This is a genomic window from Terrabacter sp. FW104-15G4B (genome assembly GCF_058790095.1).
In genome coordinates this window covers 344,929-362,428 of the sequence record NZ_JBYTCI010000001.1, presented here as the reverse complement: position 1 = coordinate 362,428, position 17,500 = coordinate 344,929, and the positions used below count along the sequence as shown (strand labels likewise).

The following is a 17,500-nucleotide window of genomic DNA, read 5'->3' as shown; positions in this document are numbered from 1 at the left end:
CTCAGACGCTAGCGGCGGGTGCGGACAACCGGCCTGGTCATCCTTGCGGGCCGGCGCGCCACGCCGGCGACGGCCCTCACCACCAGCTCACGTCGGTCGCGAGGGAGAAGCCCTCCGCGCCCCAGACGAGCCACGGTCCGAGGTCGTAACCCGCCGCCGGTGCAGCGACGTGCGGTGGCGGGAGCAGGACGCTCGACGGCAGGGACGGTGCCGACTGCGGCTGTGGGCGCGGGGCCGGCTGCGAGGATCCGACCACCGGTTCACCCGACGGCGGCGGGAGGTCCGGTGCCTGGCCCGGCGGCAGGAAGCCCGTGCGGGGGTCTCGCTGCGGAGCGACGCCGGCCTCCGCGAGGTTCTTGACGACCGCCAGGCGAGTGCGCATCAGGGCCGCGATCCCCGACGGGTCCACGACGCGTCCGGGGCCCGAGGGGAGCCAGCCGGTGAACGTCTCCGTGATGCTGCAGCCGTTCTCGCGGGGCTCGATCGACGTGACGACGTCGGCCTCGTGCGACGACGTCAGGTCGCGCTCGACGACCCGCAGTGGCGGCGTCGCCTCGATGACGACCGAGACCGAGGCCGCGCGGCGACCGTCGTCGTGGCGGTGCACCGCGATGACGTGCTCACGTCCCGGCTCGTCGGCGAGCTCGCTGCGCAGGAGCTGCTCGAGGGAGGGCTTGAGGAGCTGCTCCGAGGAGGGCTGGCCGAGCAGCTCCCAGAGCCGTTCGGGTGGCACGGCCACCTCGACGGAGGCCGTCTCGTGGACGGGCGCGACTCCCGGACCGCCGAGCGTGGCCACCCCGTGGCCGAGGAAGCCGCTCGACACCGCATCGGCGACCGGCTCGTCGGACACCGGGTCGCGCGTCCGGCTGCGCGGCCTCCCCTCCACGTCGGCCTTGAGACCGAGCAGGGCTCGCGCCATCCAGGCCCTGGCGAACTCCGCCACCGGGTCCGTCGGCGCGACCCCGTCGAGCTGCTGGGCGACGACGCACCCGCCGTCGAGGGCCTCGAGGGTCGTGGTCAGGGTGAGGTCCGTCGCTCCGTCGGCCGTCCGGGACACCACGCGCATCCCCTGCGCGACGTCGACGACCGAGCTCACCCCCACCCAGAGCCGCCCGTTCGACCGCCGCCACACTGCCGCGAACTCGGGAACCTCCCCCGGCGCCCCGCCCGCCAGGGCGACCACGCGGACGCAGTCGACCCCCAGCTCGGCTCCCGGGCGAGGCGTGACGAGGTGCGGCCAGACCTCCTCCGGCCGGCGTTCGACGAAGACCCGGTGGCTGACGTCACGGGCGACGACGGCCGGGGGCGGCTCGTCACGACGGCCGGCCCGGTCGCCGAAGAGGCCGCGCAGAAGGCTCACGCCTGGAAGTCTCCCCCAGCGCGTCGACCGCGTCACGGGATTCGCGGCATCCGCGCCTCGGGCATGATGGCTGCGTGACGACGCTCCGCTCGCGTCAGGTGCTGCTCGGCGTGCTCGCCGTGGCCCTCGTCGTGCTCGCGTGGGTCGCGGTCCAGACCAGGGAGGTCCCGTCGACGCCTGCCGGGCAGGGCTCGGCGAGCGCCACCTACCTGCCGGGCTCTGCGAGCACCGATCCTGCCTCGGGCCTGCCGTGGATCGCCGAGTCCGCCCTCCCCCGGCAGGCCCGTGACACGTTGGCGCTCGTCCGCTCCGGTGGCCCGTTCCCCTACCCCCGCAGCGACAACCAGACCTTCGACAACCGCGAGCGCCTGCTGCCCCGCGCACCCCGCGGCTACTACCGCGAGTTCACCGTCGCCACACCGGGATCCGCCGACCGCGGGCCTCGGCGCGTCATCATGGGCACCGGCGGCGAGACGTACTGGACAGCCGACCACTACGCCTCGTTCGAGCGCATCAGGGAGGGCACGTGACGACGTTCCTCGGTCGGCACAGCGAGGCCGACGACCACATCGAGCACCTGGTGCAGCTCGGCCACGACGTACGCGTTGTCACCGGTGGGCAGGACAAGAATGGTGTGCTCGACGCCTTCGCGCGGGGACTGGACCTGCCGGACTGGTTCGGTCGCAACTGGGACGCCCTCCTCGACGCGCTGCGCGACCTCGACGGGCCCCGCGGCGTGCCGATCGAGCTGGTGTGGGACCGCGCCGCCCTCCTGCGCGAACGCGACCGCGAGACGTACGACACCGTCGTGGAGATCCTCGAGCAGGTCGCCCGCGAGCGCGACGACCTCGCCGTCACGGTCGTCACCCGCTAGTCCCTGAAAGCAGGCGTATGCCGTCACGCCGCCCCGCGCGCGACCGCGCGTGCAGGCTGACGCCAGCAGACGGCATACGCCATCCTGACGTCAGGAGACGAAGACCCGCTCGTCGATGAGGCGCTCAGGGACGGCCTGGCCGTCCGGGTGGAAGCGGCCGTGCTCGAAGTCCTTGGCGAACTGGAGCTCGACGTGCGCCTGGCCGTGGCGGTTCTTCTCGATGCTGACGACCGACCAGCCACGGAAGCGCTGCAGGTTGCCGAGGTCGTAGACGAGGTGCTCACGCGAGACGACGTCGACCTTGTCCGTGACGATGAGGACGACGTCGGCCTCGAAGGCGAGCGCCGAGGACCCGCGGAGGTCGTGCGTGCGCATCCGGTGGCCCGAGACGAGCGCGTCCTTGTCCGCCGCCGAGACGGCGACGACGGGGACGCGCGCCGAGAGGGCGAGATCCTTCAGGCCCTCGGCGGCGGCGGTGGTCCGCTCCTCCTCCGCGGCCCGGTCGACCGGCACCTTCTGGATGTAGTCGAGCAGCACGAAGGGCGCCTGGCCCGTCGTGTCGGTGACCCGCTCGACGGCCTCGTGGATCTTCGCGAGCGTCGTCGAGGCGCCGGACGACTCGTGGACCTGGAGCCGGTCGCCGTAGCTCATCAGCGCAGCGTGCGCCTGCGCTCCGCCCGGGAGCGCGCCGAGAACGGACTCCAGCGAACCGCCCTGATCGGCGTTCTCGAGCGCACGGCGCACGTCGATGACGCCGGCCACCTCACCCTGGTCGGCGTCGGCTGCCTCGAGGGAGATGAGGCGCTCGAGCAGCGTGTGGCTCTCGTGCTCGTAGGAGAAGACGAGGGCGCTGGCGCCTGCGGCCACGACGTTCCGGGCCAGCTGCAGGCCGATCGTCGTCTTGCCGTGCCCGGCAGGGCCGCCGAGCAGGACGAGCTCCCCGGAGCGGAACCCGCCCGTGAGCACGGTGTCGAGGGCCGGTAGCCCGGTCGACCACACCCTCGCCCCCGCAGGGGCTCCCCGCCGCAGCACCTCGTCGGTGTCGCTGAGCAGGACGTCGAGGGAGCGCAGAGGCCTCGCCTCACGAGGGCCGGCTGGTGTCACCATGCGCAGATTGCACCACAGTGCCCGTCGTCGCCGAGGGCGTTCGGCGAATGTGCCGACGGTTCAGAGCGCGATGCCGACGTACTTTGTCTCGAGGTACTCGTCGATGCCCTCGAAGCCGCCTTCGCGCCCGACACCGGACGCCTTGACGCCGCCGAAGGGCGCCGCCGGGTTGGACACGATGCCCTGGTTGACGCCGACCATGCCGTACTCGAGCGCCTCGCTCATCGTGATGGCCCGGGAGAGGTCGCGGGTGAAGAGGTAGGCGACGAGGCCGTACTCGGTGTCGTTGGCGAGGCGGATCGCCTCCGCGTCGGTGCGGAAGGCGGTGACGGGAGCGACCGGGCCGAAGATCTCCTCGCGCGACATGTCGGCGTCGGTCGGCACGTCCGCGAGCACCGTCGGCTGGTAGAACCAGCCGTCGCCGTCGGGCGCCGAGCCACCGACGAGGACCTTCGCCCCCTTCGAGACGGCGTCGTCGACGAGGGCGGTCACCTTGTCGCGGGCCTTCTCATCGACGAGCGGGCCGACGTCGACGCCGTCGTCCGTGCCCCTGCCGAGGGTGAGCGCGCCCATGCGCCGCGCCAGCGCGGCGCTGAACTCGTCGGCGAGCGACTCGTGCACGTAGAAGCGGTTGGCGGCCGTGCACGCCTCGCCCATGTTGCGCATCTTGGCCAGCATCGCGCCCTCGACGGCCTTGTCGAGGTCGGCGTCCTCGAAGACGAGGAACGGCGCGTTGCCGCCGAGCTCCATCGACACCCGGAGGATCCCCTGCGAGGCCTGCTCCATGAGGGCGCGGCCGACGGGCGTCGAGCCGGTGAAGGTGAGCTTGCGCAGGCGCGGGTCGCGGATGATGGGCTCCATGACGGCGCCGGTCGTGTCGTGCGTGGTCATGACGACGTTGAGGACGCCGTCGGGCAGTCCGCACTCGCGCAGCAGCTCGGCGAGGGCCAGCATCGTCAGCGGTGTCTGGCTCGCGGGCTTGACCACCATGGTGCAGCCGGCCGCGATGGCCGGCCCGATCTTGCGGGTGCCCATGGCGAGCGGGAAGTTCCAGGGCGTGATCATCAGCGTGGGGCCGACGGGCTGCTTCATCGTCATCAGGCGCGTGGCGCCGTTGGGGGCGGTCGACCAGCGGCCGGAGACGCGCACGGCCTCCTCGGAGAACCACCGGAAGAACTCGGCGCCGTAGGCCACCTCGCCTCGGCTCTCGGCGAGCGTCTTGCCCATCTCGAGCGTCATGAGCATCGCGAACTCGTCGGCGCGAGCGGTGATCTTCTCGTATGCCGTCCGCAGCAGCTCGGCGCGGTCGCGCGGCGCCGTGCGGGCCCAGTCCGCCTGCGCCGCCACGGCGGCATCGAGGGCGGCGCGCCCATCGGCGACGGAGGCCGCCGCCACGTGCGTGAGCACCTTGCCGGTCGCGGGGTCATCGACCGCGATGGTCTGCCCCTCGCTGCCGTCGCGCCACTGCCCGCCGATGAGCAGGCCCTTGGGCACGGACTCGATCACTGACTCCTGCGTCACCGCTGCCATGCCTGAAACCCTATTCCTCTGCTCGATGGTCTTCCTCGGGGGTCGTCGCCAGTAGCCTCAGCGGCCCCTCACGTGCCCTTGCTGTCTCAGCGGTCCTCGAGGCCCCACGGGGACCCGTAGCCCTCCGGCCTGGGGGCTGCGAGCAGGTCGAGGAACGGCACCGCGTCGAAGGCCTCCGGCCCGAGCACCCCTGCGCCCTTCCACGTGCCGGCCGCCAGCAGCTCGAGGGCCACGACGGGGTTGACGGCCGTCTGCCAGACGACGCACTGGGCGCCGTAGTGCTGCATCGTCTCGGCGTTGTCGACGACGTGGTAGAGGTACGTGCGGCGAGGCCGGCCGTCCTTACCGGTGCCGGTGACGAAGAGGCCGGCGCAGGTCTTGCCGGTCATGCGCGGCCCGATGGTGGCGGGGTCGGGCAGCGCTGCGGCGACGACATCGCGCGGAGACCTGGACGCCCTTGACGGAGATCGGCGCGGTGCGGTCGAGCCCGAGAGTGTGGAGGACCTTGAGGACGGTGATGAACTCATCGCCCAGGCCGTACTTGAAGGTCACCCGCCGGGCGTCGACCCAGCGGGGCATGTGGAGGACCTCCTCGTGCTCGACGTTGACGCACTCGACCGGCCCGATGCCCTCCGGGAAGTCGAAGACCTCCGGCTCGCTGAAGGGCGCCGTCGTGAACCAGCCGCGGTCCTTCTCCCAGACGACGGGAGGGTTGAGGCACTCCTCGATCGTCGTCCACATCGAGAAGCTGGGGGCGAAGACCTCGTTGCCGGCGTCGTCGTGGACCACGAGGTTGGCGCCGTCACGGGTGCCGAGCTCGTCGATCTCGCGGAACAGGTGGTCCGCGGCATACCTGGCGAAGACGTCGGAGAGCCCCGGCTCCACGCCGACGCGGCGAGGGCGACACGCCCGTCGGCCTCCCACTCGTCCGCGGCGGCGAACTGCTCGTCGCCGAGCATCACGCCGACCTTCTCGTAGGGCTGCTCGGGGTGACGCTGCGACAGGCTCATCGCCATGTCGAGGTAGTGGGCCTCGGCAGCCTTGGCGCCGTGGAAGATCGGCATGTTGAACTTCGGGTCGACGGCGTTGAAGACGTGCGTCGCCCCGTGCTCGCGGGCGAGCGCCGTCACGGCCTCGGCCGACGAGGCGTCGACCCGGGCCGCGACGAAGCGGGTCTCCCCCGCGTGCCGCTCGACGACGGCCGCGACAGTGCGCTCGGCCCGGGCGAGGTCGTAGTCGGCGACGACCCAGCGCTCGAAGTAGTCGCGCTCCGCGGCGATGCGCGCTGCGGCGTCACCGACCCCGCCGGAGCCGATCATGAGGACACGCATCAGGTCAGGCCACCTGTCGGGTGCGTCGCCTGGAGATGAGCTGAGCGGTCATGACGATGACGAGCGTCAGCAGGAACATGACGGTGCCGATGACGTAGACCTGCACGGGCACCCCACGAGCGGACGCGCCCCAGACGAACATCGGGAAGGTGATCGAGCTCGGGCTCGCGTTGAAGTTGGTGATGATGTAGTCGTCGAAGCTCAGCGAGAAGGCGAGCAGGGCCCCCGCGGCGATGCCCGGCGCCGCCAGGGGCAGCGTGACTCGCAGGAACGTCTGGGCCGGGTTGGCCCCCAGGTCGGCGGCCGCCTCCTCGAGCTTGGGGTCGAGCGTGGCGACCCTCGCCTTGACGGCGACGACGACGAACGACACGCAGAACATGATGTGCGCGATGAGGATGGCCGTACGCCCCGACGGCACCCCGAGCATGAGGAAGAGCGTGAGCAGGCTCGACCCCATGACGACCTCGGGGGTGGCCATCGGCATGAAGATCAGCAGGTTCGTCGCAGACCGCCCGCGGAAGCGGTAGCGACCGAGGGCGAAGGCGATCATCGTCCCGAGCACCATGGCCGCGAGCGACGCGATGACGCCGATCTGCAAGCTGAGCCCGAGAGACTCGCACATGCCTTGCGCGCCACAGGGATTGGTCCAGGCGGCGGTCGAGAACTCGTTGAACTTGTAGTTGTACTTGCCCTTGGGGTCGTTGAACGAGAAGGCTGCCACGACGAGGTTGGGCACGAGCATGTAGATGAGCACCGCGATCGCGGCGAAGGCGATGAGGTGTCGCTTGATCCAGGCCATCAGAGCAGCTCCTCCGTGCCGGCTCGGCGCACGTAGACCGTGACCATGCCGAGGATCAGGATGAGGAGCAGGAACGACAGCGCGGCCGCCAGCGGGTAGTCGAGGACCCGGAGGAACTGGCTGTCGATGACCGAACCGATCATCGTCGTCTGCGTGTTGCCGAGCAGCCGTGCGTTGATGAAGTCACCGGCCGCGGGGATGAAGGTGAGCAGCGTGCCGGCGACCACACCGGGCAGGGACAGCGGCCAGGTGACCCGCCGGAAGGTCTGCCAGGGCGACGCGTAGAGGTCTCCCGCCGCCTCGAGCAGCCGCGGGTCGAGGCGCTCGAGCGAGGTGTAGAGGGGCAGGATCATGAAGGGCAGGAAGTTGTAGGTCAGGCCCATGATGACTGCGAACTGCGAGTTGAGAAGGGAGTCGTTGCCGGTGAGGCCGAGCGCCTGCAGCAGGTCGGTGACGTGCAGCTTCTGCGCCAGCTCCGTGACGAACGCGTCATCGGACAGGATCGTGCGCCACGCCAGGGTGCGGATGAGGAAGCTGGTGAAGAACGGCGCGATCACGAGCACCAGCATGAGGTTCTTGTAGCGCCCTGCCTTCTGCGCGATGAAGTAGGCCAGCGGGTAGGCGAGCAGGAGTGCGAGCACGGTGGACACCCCGGCGTAGAGCAGCGACCGCGCGAACTGCGGCCAGTACTGCTTCAGCGCGTCGGCGTAGATGCCGACGTTGCCGGTGAAGGTGTAGCCGTCGTCGACGTTGCCCTCCTGCAACGACTGTGACCCGAGCGTCACCATGGGCAGAACGAAGAAGACCACCAGCCAGAGCAGCCCGGGGAGCAGCAGGGCGTAGGGCACCCAGTTGCGGGGGCGCCTCGTCGGTGGCGCCGCCGAGCCCGTCGAGAGGACTGCCATCTCAGCCATGGTCGTCCACCAGCTCGGCCCCGGCCTCGGCGTCCTGCGACGCGTCGAGCGAGAAGCCGTGCTGTGCCGCCCACGAGACGGTCACCGTCTCACCCAGCACCGCCCGGGCCGAGCCGTCGTTCTGCTGCACGACGATCAGCTCCTGGCCCCACGGCATCTCGACGGAGTACTGCGTGGCCACCCCGCTGAACGATACGTCGCGGACGATGCCGCGCAACTGGTTCGGCCCGCCCGCCTCGCCCAGGCGCAGCTTCTCGGGTCGCACCCCCAGCCACACGTCGCGGACACCCGCGGGCAGGTGCTCGCGCGAGACCTCGAGGTCGGTGTCGTACGCCCGCACGGTGACGATGGTGTCGGTGCCTCCCGGGTTGACCGTCGCGCGCAGCAGGTTGGACTGCCCGAGGAAGTTCGCGACGAAGGTCGAGCGCGGCTGCTCGTAGAGTGTGGCCGGGTCACCGAGCTGCTCGAGACGGCCGGCGTTCATCACCGCGATGGAGTCGGCCATGGTCATGGCCTCCTCCTGGTCGTGGGTGACGTGGATGAAGGTCAGACCGACCTCCTGCTGGATGCGCTTGAGCTCTATCTGCATCTGGCGTCGCAGCTTCAGGTCGAGCGCCCCGAGCGGCTCGTCGAGCAGGAGCACATCGGGCCGGTTCACGAGCGCCCGGGCCAGGGCGACGCGCTGCTGCATGCCGCCCGAGAGCTGGGTCGGCTTCTTGTCGGCCACCTGGGCCAGCTGCACGAGCTCGAGCGCCTCCTCGGCCTTGGCCTTGGCGTTCTTGTCGCCGCGCCGCCGCAGGCCGAACATGACGTTGTCGAGCACGCTCATGTGCGGGAAGAGTGCATAGCTCTGGAACACCGTGTTGACGTTGCGCTGGTAGGCCTTCGTGTCGGTGATGTCCTCGTCCCCGATGCGGATCCGGCCGCCGGTGGGGTCCTCGAGGCCGGCGATCATCCGCAGCGTCGTCGTCTTGCCGCAGCCCGACGGCCCGAGCAGGGCGAAGAAGGACCCCTGCGGCACCGTCAGGTCGAGCGGGTGGACGGCGGTGAAGGCTGCGAAGGACTTCGTCAGGGCGACGAGGCTGAGGTCGCCCTTTCCCTGCTGCTCGCTCATGCGGTCGTCAGCGCCGAGAAGAGCTTGTTGTACTTCGTCTCCTCCGCGGTGCTGAGGCCCCGGAAGACCTGCGCCCGCGACAGCACCTCGGGCGTCGGCACGATGAGCGGGTTCTTGCCCAGTGCCGGGTCGATCTTGAGGAGCTCTTCCTTGGTGCCCTTGACCGGCGCGATGTAGTTGACGAACGCCGCGACCTGGGCCATCACGGCCGGGTCGTAGTAGTAGTCGATGAGCTTCTCGGCGTTCTTCTTGTGCTTGGCCAGCGCCGGGATGACGAAGTTGTCGGACCAGAGCGTGAAGCCCTTCTCCGGCAGGGTGTACTGGATGTTGGGGTCGTCGAACTGCAGCTGCACGACGTCACCGGTCCATGCGGCGCAGGCCGCGATGTCCCCCTTGGCGAGGCCCTCGGTGTACTCGTTGCCGGTGAACCGCAGGATCTGGCCGGAGTCCTTGGCCTGCTGGATCATGTCGATCGCCGCCTGGAAGTCGGCGTCGGTGAACGAGTCGATCTTCTTGCCCTGCTCCATCATCACGAGCCCGACGGTGTCGCGCATCTCGGTGAGGAGCGTGACCTTGCCCTTCAGGGCAGGGTCGGTGAGCAGCTGGGTCATCGACTCGATCTTCTTGCCACCCGTCGCCTTGAGGTTGTAGCCGATCCCGGCGAAGCCGCTCTGCCACGGGAGCGAGTGCAGCCGGCCGGGGTCGAACTCGACGTTCTTGAGCGAGGGGTCGAGGTTCGCGGCGTTGGGGATGTTGGTCGGGTCGAGCTTCTGCACGTAGCCCTGCCGGATGAGCCGGGCGACCATCCAGTCGGTGCTGCACCAGACGTCACGACCGGTGTCCTTGCCGCCCTCGAGCAGCGGGCGCACCTTGGCGTAGAACTCGTCGTTGTCGAGGTAGTCCTCGGTGTAGGTGACCTTGATCCCGGTCTTCTTCTGGAAGGCGTCCAACGTCGGGCGTGACTTGCCGTCCTCGCTGGTGTCGATGTACTCGGTCCAGTTCGACCAGTTGACCACCTTCTCCGAGTCGGACAGATCCTGGGCCGCAGCAGCCGTCTTGGCGGGGGCCGTGGTCCCGGACGCACCCCCCGGGGTGGTGGGGTTCTTGCCGGAGGAGCCGCAGGCCGCGAGGAACGCCGCGGCGCCCACGCCGGCCGCCCCCATCATGGCGGAGCGACGCGAAACCAGACCGCGCAACAGCGCCGCGCGCAGGTGCGGGTCGTCCATGTCGAAGCTCTTGTCGTTCATGTCATTGACTCCAGGGGTTCGGGGGCGTTGCTGTGGAGGGGTTTTCGGTGACCCGGTGCTGCTGGGCGGTGCCGGACGGTGCCGGTGTCAGGAATCGATGTTGGCCATGACGTGCTTGATGCGGGTGTAGTCCTCGAGCCCGTACATGGACAGGTCCTTGCCGTAGCCACTGTGCTTGAAGCCACCGTGTGGCATCTCTGCAACGATCGGGATGTGCGTGTTGATCCACACGCAGCCGAAGTCGAGCTTCCTGCTCATCCGCATGGCCCTGCCGAAGTCGCGGGTCCACACGGAGGAGGCGAGGCCGTACTGCACCCCGTTGGCCCAGGCGAGGGCCTCGGACTCGTCGGAGAACTGCTGCACGGTGATGACGGGACCGAAGATCTCGGTCTGGATCTGCTCGTCGTCCTGGCGCAGGCCGGCGAGCACGGTCGGCTCGAAGAAGTAGCCCTCGCCGAGGCCCTCGGCTCGGTGCCCGCCCGCGACCACCTCCGCGTGGTCGGGCAGGCGGTCGATCATCCCGGAGACGTGACGAACCTGGTTGGGGTTGTTGACCGGGCCGAAGAGGGCGTCCGGGTCGTCGGGCAGGCCCACCTTGGCCGAGGCCTTGGCGTACTCGCCCAGGGCGGCGACGAAGTCGTCGTGGATGCGGGGGCCGGCTAGCACGCGGGTCGCCGCAGTGCAGTCCTGGCCGGCGTTGAAGTATCCGCCGACCGCGATGCCCTCCACGGCGGCCTCGATGTCGGCGTCGTCGAAGACGACGACCGGGGCCTTGCCGCCGAGCTCGAGGTGGACCCGCTTGACGTCGCGCGAGGCGCTCTCGGCCACCTGCATGCCGGCCCGGACCGAACCGGTGATGGCCACGAGGGAGGGCGTGGGGTGCTCGACGAGCATGCGGCCGGTCTCACGGTCGCCGGTGATGACGTTGAAGGTGCCCTCGGGCAGGAACTCCGAGGCGAGCTCGGCGAGCAGGAGCGTCGTCTCGGGCGTCGTGTCCGACGGCTTGAGGACGATGGTGTTGCCCGCGGCCAGTGCCGGGGCGATCTTCCACATCGCCATCATCATCGGGTAGTTCCACGGGGTGACCTGGCCGACGACGCCGATCGGCTCACGGCGCACGAAGGAGGTGTGGCCCTTCATGTACTCACCCGCCGACTTGCCCTCGAGGACGCGGGCGGCGCCGGCGAAGAAGCGCAGCTGGTCGAGCATCGGAGGGATCTCCTCGCTCTGCGTCAGCGCGTGCGGCTTGCCGGTGTTCTCGCCCTCCAGGCGGACGAAGTCGTCGGCCCGGGCCTCGATGGCGTCCGCGAACTTCAGCAGGGCCGCCTGGCGCTCGCTCGGGGTCGTGTCACCCCAGGTCTCGAAGGCGGTCGACGCCGCGGCATACGCCCGGTCGACGTCGGACTGGCTGCTGACGGGGGCCTTCGCGACCACCTGGGCGGTGGAGGGGTCGACGATGTCGGTCGTCGCGTCGCCCTCGGGGTCGACGTACGTGCCACCGATGAAGTTGCGGAGCTGGCGCGGCTGGGAAGTCATGCCGGAATGCTAAACGCAAGACTTCGCAATCGTGAAGGCTTCGGGGGTAACAACTTCGGATTCCGTTGCGTGAGGACTTGCCAACAGCGCGTTCCACAGGTCACTATCGGCGCATGACGACCATCCGAGGCGTGGCGAGCGCCGCCGGCTCCGGGGCCAGCTCTGCCCGGAAGCCCTCGGTCAATCTCGACAACGTGAGCAAGACGATCATCGAGCTGCTCCAGCACGACGGGCGCAAGTCGTACGCGTCCATCGCGCAGGAGGTCGGGCTGTCGGAGGCCGCGGTGCGCCAGCGCGTGCAGCGCCTGCTCGACGCCGACGTCATGCAGATCGTCGCGGTGACGGATCCACTGCAGGTCGGCTTCCAGCGCCAGGCGATGGTCGGGCTGCGGGTGTCGGGCGACATGACCGCCGTTGCCGACGCCCTGACGCAGATGGAGGAGGTGTCCTACGTCGTCACGACCGCGGGCAGCTTCGACGTCCTCGCCGAGGTCGTGTGCGAGAACGACAGCCACCTGCTCGAGCTGCTGACGAGCCGGATCCGCCCGCTGCCCGGCGTCACCGCCACCGAGACGTTCGTCTACCTGAAACTCAACAAACAGCTCTACAACTGGGGTACACGATGAGCATCAACCCGAACGAGGTCTGGGAACCCACCTCGGACCACCGAACGCCCACAGGCACCCTCCACTCCGAGGCTGCCAGAGACCACCTGTGGATGCACTTCACGCGCCACTCGGTCTTCGAGGAGAAGGGCGAGGGCGGCCTCGGCCACTCCGTGCCCATCATCACGAAGGGCCAGGGCTGGAAGATCTGGGACGACCGCGGAAACGAGTACATCGACGGGCTCGCCGGCCTCTTCGTCGTCCAGGCCGGCCACGGCCGCGAGGAGCTCGCCGACGCGGCCGCCAAGCAGGCCAAGGAGCTCGCGTTCTTCCCGCTGTGGAGCTACGCCCATCCCAAGGCGATCGAGCTTGCGGAGCGACTCGCCGGCCATGCCCCCGGTGACCTCAACCGCGTCTTCTTCACCACCGGTGGTGGCGAGGCCGTCGAGACCGCGTGGAAGCTGGCCAAGCAGTACTTCAAGCTGACCGGCAAGCCCACCAAGCACAAGGTCATCTCGCGCGCTGTCGCGTACCACGGCACGCCGCAGGGCGCCCTCTCGATCACCGGCATCCCTGCCGCCAAGGAGATGTTCGAGCCGCTCGTGCCCGGTGCACACAAGGTCCCGAACACCAACATGTACCGCGCGCCCGAGCACCTGCGCGACGACGAGAAGGCCTTCGGACGCTGGGCCGCCGACCGCATCGCCGAGGCGATCGAGTTCGAGGGACCCGACACCGTCGCGGCCGTCTTCCTCGAACCGGTGCAGAACTCCGGTGGCTGCTTCCCGCCGCCCGCCGGCTACTTCGAGCGGGTCCGCGAGATCTGCGACGAGTACGACGTGCTGCTCGTCTCGGACGAGGTGATCTGCTCGTTCGGCCGCATCGGCTCGATGTTCGCCTGCGACGACTTCGGCTACGTGCCGGACATCATCACCTGCGCCAAGGGCATGACGAGCGGCTACTCCCCGATCGGCGCCATGATCGCCAGCGACCGCCTCTTCGAGCCGTTCCGGCACGGCACGACGTACTTCCCGCACGGCTACACCTTCGGTGGCCACCCCGTGTCGGCTGCGGTCGCGATGGCCAACCTCGACATCTTCGAGCGCGAGGGCCTCAACGACCGGGTCAAGCAGAACGCCCCGATCTTCAAGGCGACGCTCGACAAGCTGCTCGACCTGCCGCTCGTCGGTGACGTCCGTGGCGCCGGCTACTTCTACGGCATCGAGCTCGTCAAGGACAAGGCCACGCGCGAGACCTTCAACGACGCCGAGTCCGAGCGGCTGCTGCGCGGCTTCCTCTCCAAGGCGCTCTTCGACGCCGGCCTCTACTGCCGCGCCGACGACCGCGGCGACCCCGTCATCCAGCTCGCGCCGCCGCTGATCATGGGTCCGGAGCAGTTCGACGACATCGAGTCGCGGCTGCGCTCGGTGCTGACCGAGGCCGAGAACCACCTCTGACCCCAGCGCGTCCCGACGGCTTGCGTATGCCGTGGGCCCGGCCGGTCACGAAGCCACCCGTTCGCGGGTGGCTTCGGGCGTTCCCGTGGCTGCCGGGGGACACGGAACGCTGCGGTGGGCCGTTCGTTGGGGTAGGTATCCGAGGAGTGCGACGCCGACGCACCCCCGACGCAAGGAGAAGACATGGGATTCCTCGACAAGCTGCTGGGACGTGAGCCCCTGCAGCAGCAGCGCCCCCAGCAGCCCCAGCCGCCGACCGGACAGCCCTACGCCGTCCCGGCACCGCGCGGGGGTGCGTCGTCAGAGGACGAGCGCGCCATCGCCCGCTACAAGTACCTGCTGCGCACCGCGCCGCCGGAAGACATCGAGCGGGTGCACACCGAGGCCTTCGCCAAGCTCTCACCCGAGCAGCGCCAGATGGTCCTCCAGCGCCTCAACGAGGACCTCCCCGAGGGTGAGCGTCCGCGCAGCGACGAGCCGGCCGACCTCGCCCGCAGCGCAACCCGCGCCGAGATGAGCCGACCCGGTTACCTCCAGGGTGCGTTCGGCGGCGGCCGCGGCGGCATGGGCATGGGCGGCATGGGGATGGGCGGCATGATCGCCGGCTCCATGCTCGGCACCATCGCCGGCGTCGTCGTCGGTTCCGCCCTGGCCGACATGATGCTGGGGGGCTACGACTCGTCGCCGGAGGCCCAGGAGGCGGGAGACGCGAACGCCGACTCCGGAGACTCGGGAGACTCGGGAGATTCCGGAGATGCCGGCAGCGACTCGGGCGACGGCGGTGACGCGGGCGACGCCGGCGGCTCCGACTTCGGCGGCGGGGGCGACTACTCCGACGCGGCCGACTTCGGTGGCGGAGGGGACTTCGGCGGCGGGGGCGACTTCGGCGGTGACTTCGGCGGTGGCGGGGACTTCGGCGGGTTCTGACCGACTCTGAAGCCCTTTTCCGACGCGACGTTCGGTTTCCCTCGTCCCCCACCTGTCCCGGGCGACGGAATCGGGCGCCGCCAATCTGCCCGACGCAGCGACGGCGCCCATCTACGAGCGCGCGCCACTCCCGTGTCAGTCTGGATCACCACCCCGACGACGGAAGGCAACCAGCGATGGCCATCGCCCAACTCAAGATGCTCACCCTCGACAGCTCGGACGCGCGCCGGGATGCCGCCTTCTGGTCCACGGTGCTCGGCTGGGAGGTGGCCCACGTGCAGGACGAGTACGCCATGCTCACCGGCCCCGGCGGCCTGGCCCTGGGCCTGGGACTCGTCGCTGACCACGAGCCCCCCGGTTGGCCGAACGAGCACGGCACCAAGCAGTTCCACCTCGACCTTGCCGTCGACGACCTCGACGCGGCCGCGGCGGAGTGCGTGGCGGCCGGGGCGACGCTCCCCGACGAGCAGCCCGGCGAGACGTGGCGTGTGCTGCTCGACCCGAGCGGTCACCCCTTCTGCCTCACGCAGGCCGCCAACTGGGCCTGACCACGCGGCACTCAGAGGCCGGCGACCCAGTGGAAGCCCGCGGCGATCCCGAGGATGACCGGGACCGAGGCGAAGGTGCTGACGAAGATGACGTCCCGGGCCAGGTTGACCTCGCGTCGGTAGCGGACGGCATACGTGAAGATGTTCTGCGCCGTGGGGAGGGCTGCCGTCACCACGACCGCGAAGAGCGCTTCGCCGCGCAGTCCGAGTGCGAGGCCCACACCGAGCGCGATGGCCGGCATGACCAGCGTCTTCAGGACGACGATGGTCCACACGTGCTGGGCGGCACGGCCTGTCGCCGGGCGCGGTCCACGCCGCAGCGAGATGCCGAAGGCCACGAGCATGGAGGGCACCGCCATGGCGCCGAGCAGGTCGATGGGAGCGGCGACGACCCGGGGCAGGTCGATGTCGAACACCGCGATGACGAGACCGGCCACCGCGCCGAGGGTGATCGGGTTGCTGAACATCCGGCGCAGGCTCCGGCCGAGCCTCGGTCGCTCGCCGCGGGCGTCGCTGTCGAAGAGCGCCATGTAGACGGGCGTGATGAGCAGCAGCTGCATGAGCAGGGTCGGTGCGACCCACGCGACGTCGCCGAGGACGTAGAGGGCGATCGGGATGCCGAGGTTGCCCGCGTTGACGTACGCCGCCGAGAGGCTGCCGATGAGACGTGACCCGAGCGTGCCTCCTACCCAGCGGACGCGGGCGATGAGCAGGTAGACGCCCACGACGAGCGCGAAGCTCAGAAGGGACGTGACGAGGTTGGCCGACAGGACCGCGTCGAGCGAGGTGCGCTGCATGACGGTGAGCAGCAGCGCGGGCGACGCGACGTAGAAAGCGAGTCTCGAGAGGTTGACCTGCGCGGAGTCGTCGAGCACCCGCCGGTCGGCGAGCAGCCACCCGACCGCGACGATGATCGCGATCGTCGCGAATCCCTCCAGCACGCCGACCATGGCGGCGATCCTCTCAGCCGCGCCCGACGCGAGCTCGACCGGTCCGCTGCTCGACCACCGCGGCGGGCAGGATGGGGCGCATGGAGATCGAGACCCTGGACGAGCTGGACGACCACCTCGCCTCCGGCGGACCACTGCGCGGGCTTCGGCTGCAGCGTCTGGACCTCACCTCCTACGGCGAGCGCCTCGCAGCGCACGACGACCTCAGCGGACTCGTCATCCTCGGGGGCACGGTCCCGGTACCGGTCGCGCAGAAGCTGCTCGTCCGCGGCGCCATCCTCTTCCCCGGCCTCGGTGACGCACCCGTCGACCCGTGGCGCGGTCTCTACTTCCCGACCGACCTCTACTCCGGCCTCGAACACGGCTACGCCGCCACCCCGGACGCGAAGGCGTACGCGTGGTTCGTCGACGCGCGGCTGCGGACCGACGCGTACTGCACTCTGGTGCGGGCGATCCACGACGACTCGGTCACCGACGAGCTGGACGAGCTCGTGCAGGGTCGTTCGGTGGTGGGCATCATGGGCGGGCACACGCTGCAACGGAACTCGGCTGCATACGCCGGTGCCGCAGGCCTGGGACACGCCCTCGCGGAGGAGGGCCACCTCGTCGCGACCGGCGGAGGCCCCGGTGCGATGGAGGCGGCCAACCTCGGCGCGCTCTGCCGCAGTGCTGCCGCCGTCGAGGAAACTGTCGGGCGGATCGCGGGAGTCCCAGGCTTCCGGCCCGACGTGACTCCGTGGGCACAGACGGCGCTCGCCGCCCGGGCCGCGCTGGTGGGCGACGAACCACAGGCGCCGTCCGGCACCCTGGGCCCGTCGGCGCGATCGCTCGGCATCCCGACCTGGTTCTACGGCCACGAGCCGCCCAACGTCTTCTGCGACGTCATCGCCAAGTACTTCTCGAACGCGATCCGCGAGGAAGGTCTGCTGGCCCGGTCGAACGCCGGGATCGTCGTGCTCGACGGGGCGGCCGGGACGGTGCAGGAGATCTTCCAGGCGGTGACCCCGCTCTACTACGCCCCCGACGACGAGCCGCTGCCACCGCTGGTGCTCGTCGGCCGAGACCACTGGACCGAGCAGGTCCCGATCTGGCCGGCCCTCACCGCTCTCGCGCGCGGCCGGGCGATGTCGGAGGCCCTCCACCTGGTCGACTCCGTCGACGATGTCCCCGCCCTCCTGCCGCCCCCACCCCCCTGACCGAA

At 70.1% G+C, this 17,500-nt stretch carries 16 protein-coding genes and 1 pseudogene; 7 read left to right on the top strand and 10 right to left on the bottom strand.

From position 1 onward, the window contains the following. Positions 1 to 76: 76 nt before the first annotated feature. Positions 77 to 1,360, bottom strand: a complete 1,284-nt coding sequence (locus AC3WRT_RS01685) for an SRPBCC family protein (protein ID WP_492718340.1) — start codon at positions 1,358 to 1,360, stop codon at positions 77 to 79. A gap of 74 nt (positions 1,361 to 1,434) precedes the next feature. Between AC3WRT_RS01685 and AC3WRT_RS01680 the strand changes: the two genes are divergently transcribed. Both AC3WRT_RS01680 and AC3WRT_RS01675 read left to right on the top strand, forming a co-directional pair. Further along, positions 1,435 to 1,890, top strand: coding sequence for a guanyl-specific ribonuclease (locus AC3WRT_RS01680; RefSeq protein ID WP_492718338.1), 456 nt, complete (start codon positions 1,435 to 1,437; stop codon positions 1,888 to 1,890). Then, positions 1,887 to 2,234: a barstar family protein gene (locus AC3WRT_RS01675; protein ID WP_492718336.1), complete on the top strand. Its 348-nt coding sequence runs from the start codon at positions 1,887 to 1,889 to the stop codon at positions 2,232 to 2,234. Before AC3WRT_RS01680 ends, AC3WRT_RS01675 begins: the two co-directional genes overlap by 4 nt. 90 nt (positions 2,235 to 2,324) lie before the next feature. On the opposite strand, the gene AC3WRT_RS01670 is transcribed toward AC3WRT_RS01675, so the two are convergent. The 8 genes and pseudogenes from AC3WRT_RS01670 to AC3WRT_RS01635 form a co-directional block, all read right to left on the bottom strand. Beyond that, positions 2,325 to 3,341 carry a DnaB-like helicase C-terminal domain-containing protein gene (locus AC3WRT_RS01670; protein ID WP_492718334.1) on the bottom strand — a complete coding sequence of 339 codons (1,017 nt, stop codon included), beginning with the start codon at positions 3,339 to 3,341 and terminating at the stop codon, positions 2,325 to 2,327. A gap of 60 nt (positions 3,342 to 3,401) precedes the next feature. Further along, complete coding sequence (locus AC3WRT_RS01665; RefSeq protein WP_492718332.1) at positions 3,402 to 4,871, bottom strand: NAD-dependent succinate-semialdehyde dehydrogenase; 1,470 nt, start codon at positions 4,869 to 4,871, stop codon at positions 3,402 to 3,404. Positions 4,872 to 4,957: 86 nt separating this feature from the next. Continuing rightward, positions 4,958 to 6,202: pseudogene (locus AC3WRT_RS01660) on the bottom strand (saccharopine dehydrogenase family protein). A gap of 4 nt (positions 6,203 to 6,206) precedes the next feature. Then, the gene (locus tag AC3WRT_RS01655; protein ID WP_492718329.1) at positions 6,207 to 7,001 is read right to left on the bottom strand and encodes an ABC transporter permease; all 795 of its coding nucleotides are present in this window, start codon (positions 6,999 to 7,001) and stop codon (positions 6,207 to 6,209) included. Beyond that, entirely contained in the window at positions 7,001 to 7,915 is a 915-nt protein-coding gene (locus AC3WRT_RS01650; protein ID WP_492718325.1) for an ABC transporter permease, read from the bottom strand. The genes AC3WRT_RS01655 and AC3WRT_RS01650 overlap by 1 nt, the downstream gene beginning before the upstream one ends. After that, the gene (locus AC3WRT_RS01645; RefSeq protein ID WP_492718323.1) at positions 7,908 to 9,029 is read right to left on the bottom strand and encodes an ABC transporter ATP-binding protein; all 1,122 of its coding nucleotides are present in this window, start codon (positions 9,027 to 9,029) and stop codon (positions 7,908 to 7,910) included. The genes AC3WRT_RS01650 and AC3WRT_RS01645 overlap by 8 nt, the downstream gene beginning before the upstream one ends. After that, the gene (locus AC3WRT_RS01640; RefSeq protein ID WP_492718319.1) at positions 9,026 to 10,276 is read right to left on the bottom strand and encodes a polyamine ABC transporter substrate-binding protein; all 1,251 of its coding nucleotides are present in this window, start codon (positions 10,274 to 10,276) and stop codon (positions 9,026 to 9,028) included. The genes AC3WRT_RS01645 and AC3WRT_RS01640 overlap by 4 nt, the downstream gene beginning before the upstream one ends. A gap of 87 nt (positions 10,277 to 10,363) precedes the next feature. Further along, complete coding sequence (locus tag AC3WRT_RS01635) at positions 10,364 to 11,812, bottom strand: gamma-aminobutyraldehyde dehydrogenase (protein WP_492718314.1); 1,449 nt, start codon at positions 11,810 to 11,812, stop codon at positions 10,364 to 10,366. A gap of 113 nt (positions 11,813 to 11,925) precedes the next feature. Between AC3WRT_RS01635 and AC3WRT_RS01630 the strand changes: the two genes are divergently transcribed. The 4 genes from AC3WRT_RS01630 (at position 11,926) to AC3WRT_RS01615 (ending at position 15,349) form a co-directional block, all read left to right on the top strand. After that, complete coding sequence (locus AC3WRT_RS01630) at positions 11,926 to 12,438, top strand: Lrp/AsnC family transcriptional regulator (protein ID WP_492718309.1); 513 nt, start codon at positions 11,926 to 11,928, stop codon at positions 12,436 to 12,438. After that, entirely contained in the window at positions 12,435 to 13,874 is a 1,440-nt protein-coding gene (locus tag AC3WRT_RS01625; protein WP_492718306.1) for an aspartate aminotransferase family protein, read from the top strand. Before AC3WRT_RS01630 ends, AC3WRT_RS01625 begins: the two co-directional genes overlap by 4 nt. 183 nt (positions 13,875 to 14,057) lie before the next feature. Continuing rightward, complete coding sequence (locus AC3WRT_RS01620; protein WP_492718303.1) at positions 14,058 to 14,801, top strand: hypothetical protein; 744 nt, start codon at positions 14,058 to 14,060, stop codon at positions 14,799 to 14,801. A gap of 176 nt (positions 14,802 to 14,977) precedes the next feature. Continuing rightward, a complete protein-coding gene (locus AC3WRT_RS01615; protein WP_492718301.1) occupies positions 14,978 to 15,349 on the top strand; it encodes a VOC family protein in 372 nt (123 codons plus the stop codon). An 11-nt stretch (positions 15,350 to 15,360) separates the two neighbouring features. On the opposite strand, the gene AC3WRT_RS01610 is transcribed toward AC3WRT_RS01615, so the two are convergent. After that, on the bottom strand, positions 15,361 to 16,299 hold the full coding sequence (locus AC3WRT_RS01610) for an AEC family transporter (protein WP_492718298.1): 939 nt from the start codon (positions 16,297 to 16,299) through the stop codon (positions 15,361 to 15,363). Between the two features lie 80 nt (positions 16,300 to 16,379). On the opposite strand from AC3WRT_RS01610, the gene AC3WRT_RS01605 reads away from it, so the two are divergent. Beyond that, positions 16,380 to 17,495 carry an LOG family protein gene (locus tag AC3WRT_RS01605; RefSeq protein ID WP_492718296.1) on the top strand — a complete coding sequence of 372 codons (1,116 nt, stop codon included), beginning with the start codon at positions 16,380 to 16,382 and terminating at the stop codon, positions 17,493 to 17,495. The last annotated feature ends 5 nt before the right edge of the window (positions 17,496 to 17,500 follow it).

Bases quoted from the DNA above. Each gene is read 5' to 3' on its own strand.
- AC3WRT_RS01670 (WP_492718334.1), bottom strand. From the start codon at position 3,341: ATGGTGACACCAGCCGGCCCTCGTGAGGCGAGGCCTCTGCGCTCCCTC.
- AC3WRT_RS01610 (WP_492718298.1), bottom strand. From the start codon at position 16,299: ATGGTCGGCGTGCTGGAGGGATTCGCGACGATCGCGATCATCGTCGCG.
- AC3WRT_RS01635 (WP_492718314.1), bottom strand. From the start codon at position 11,812: ATGACTTCCCAGCCGCGCCAGCTCCGCAACTTCATCGGTGGCACGTAC.
- AC3WRT_RS01620 (WP_492718303.1), top strand. From the start codon at position 14,058: ATGGGATTCCTCGACAAGCTGCTGGGACGTGAGCCCCTGCAGCAGCAG.
- AC3WRT_RS01625 (WP_492718306.1), top strand. From the start codon at position 12,435: ATGAGCATCAACCCGAACGAGGTCTGGGAACCCACCTCGGACCACCGA.
- AC3WRT_RS01665 (WP_492718332.1), bottom strand. From the start codon at position 4,871: ATGGCAGCGGTGACGCAGGAGTCAGTGATCGAGTCCGTGCCCAAGGGC.
- AC3WRT_RS01615 (WP_492718301.1), top strand. From the start codon at position 14,978: ATGGCCATCGCCCAACTCAAGATGCTCACCCTCGACAGCTCGGACGCG.
- AC3WRT_RS01645 (WP_492718323.1), bottom strand. From the start codon at position 9,029: ATGAGCGAGCAGCAGGGAAAGGGCGACCTCAGCCTCGTCGCCCTGACG.
- AC3WRT_RS01655 (WP_492718329.1), bottom strand. From the start codon at position 7,001: ATGGCCTGGATCAAGCGACACCTCATCGCCTTCGCCGCGATCGCGGTG.
- AC3WRT_RS01650 (WP_492718325.1), bottom strand. From the start codon at position 7,915: ATGGCTGAGATGGCAGTCCTCTCGACGGGCTCGGCGGCGCCACCGACG.
- AC3WRT_RS01605 (WP_492718296.1), top strand. From the start codon at position 16,380: ATGGAGATCGAGACCCTGGACGAGCTGGACGACCACCTCGCCTCCGGC.
- AC3WRT_RS01640 (WP_492718319.1), bottom strand. From the start codon at position 10,276: ATGAACGACAAGAGCTTCGACATGGACGACCCGCACCTGCGCGCGGCG.
- AC3WRT_RS01630 (WP_492718309.1), top strand. From the start codon at position 11,926: ATGACGACCATCCGAGGCGTGGCGAGCGCCGCCGGCTCCGGGGCCAGC.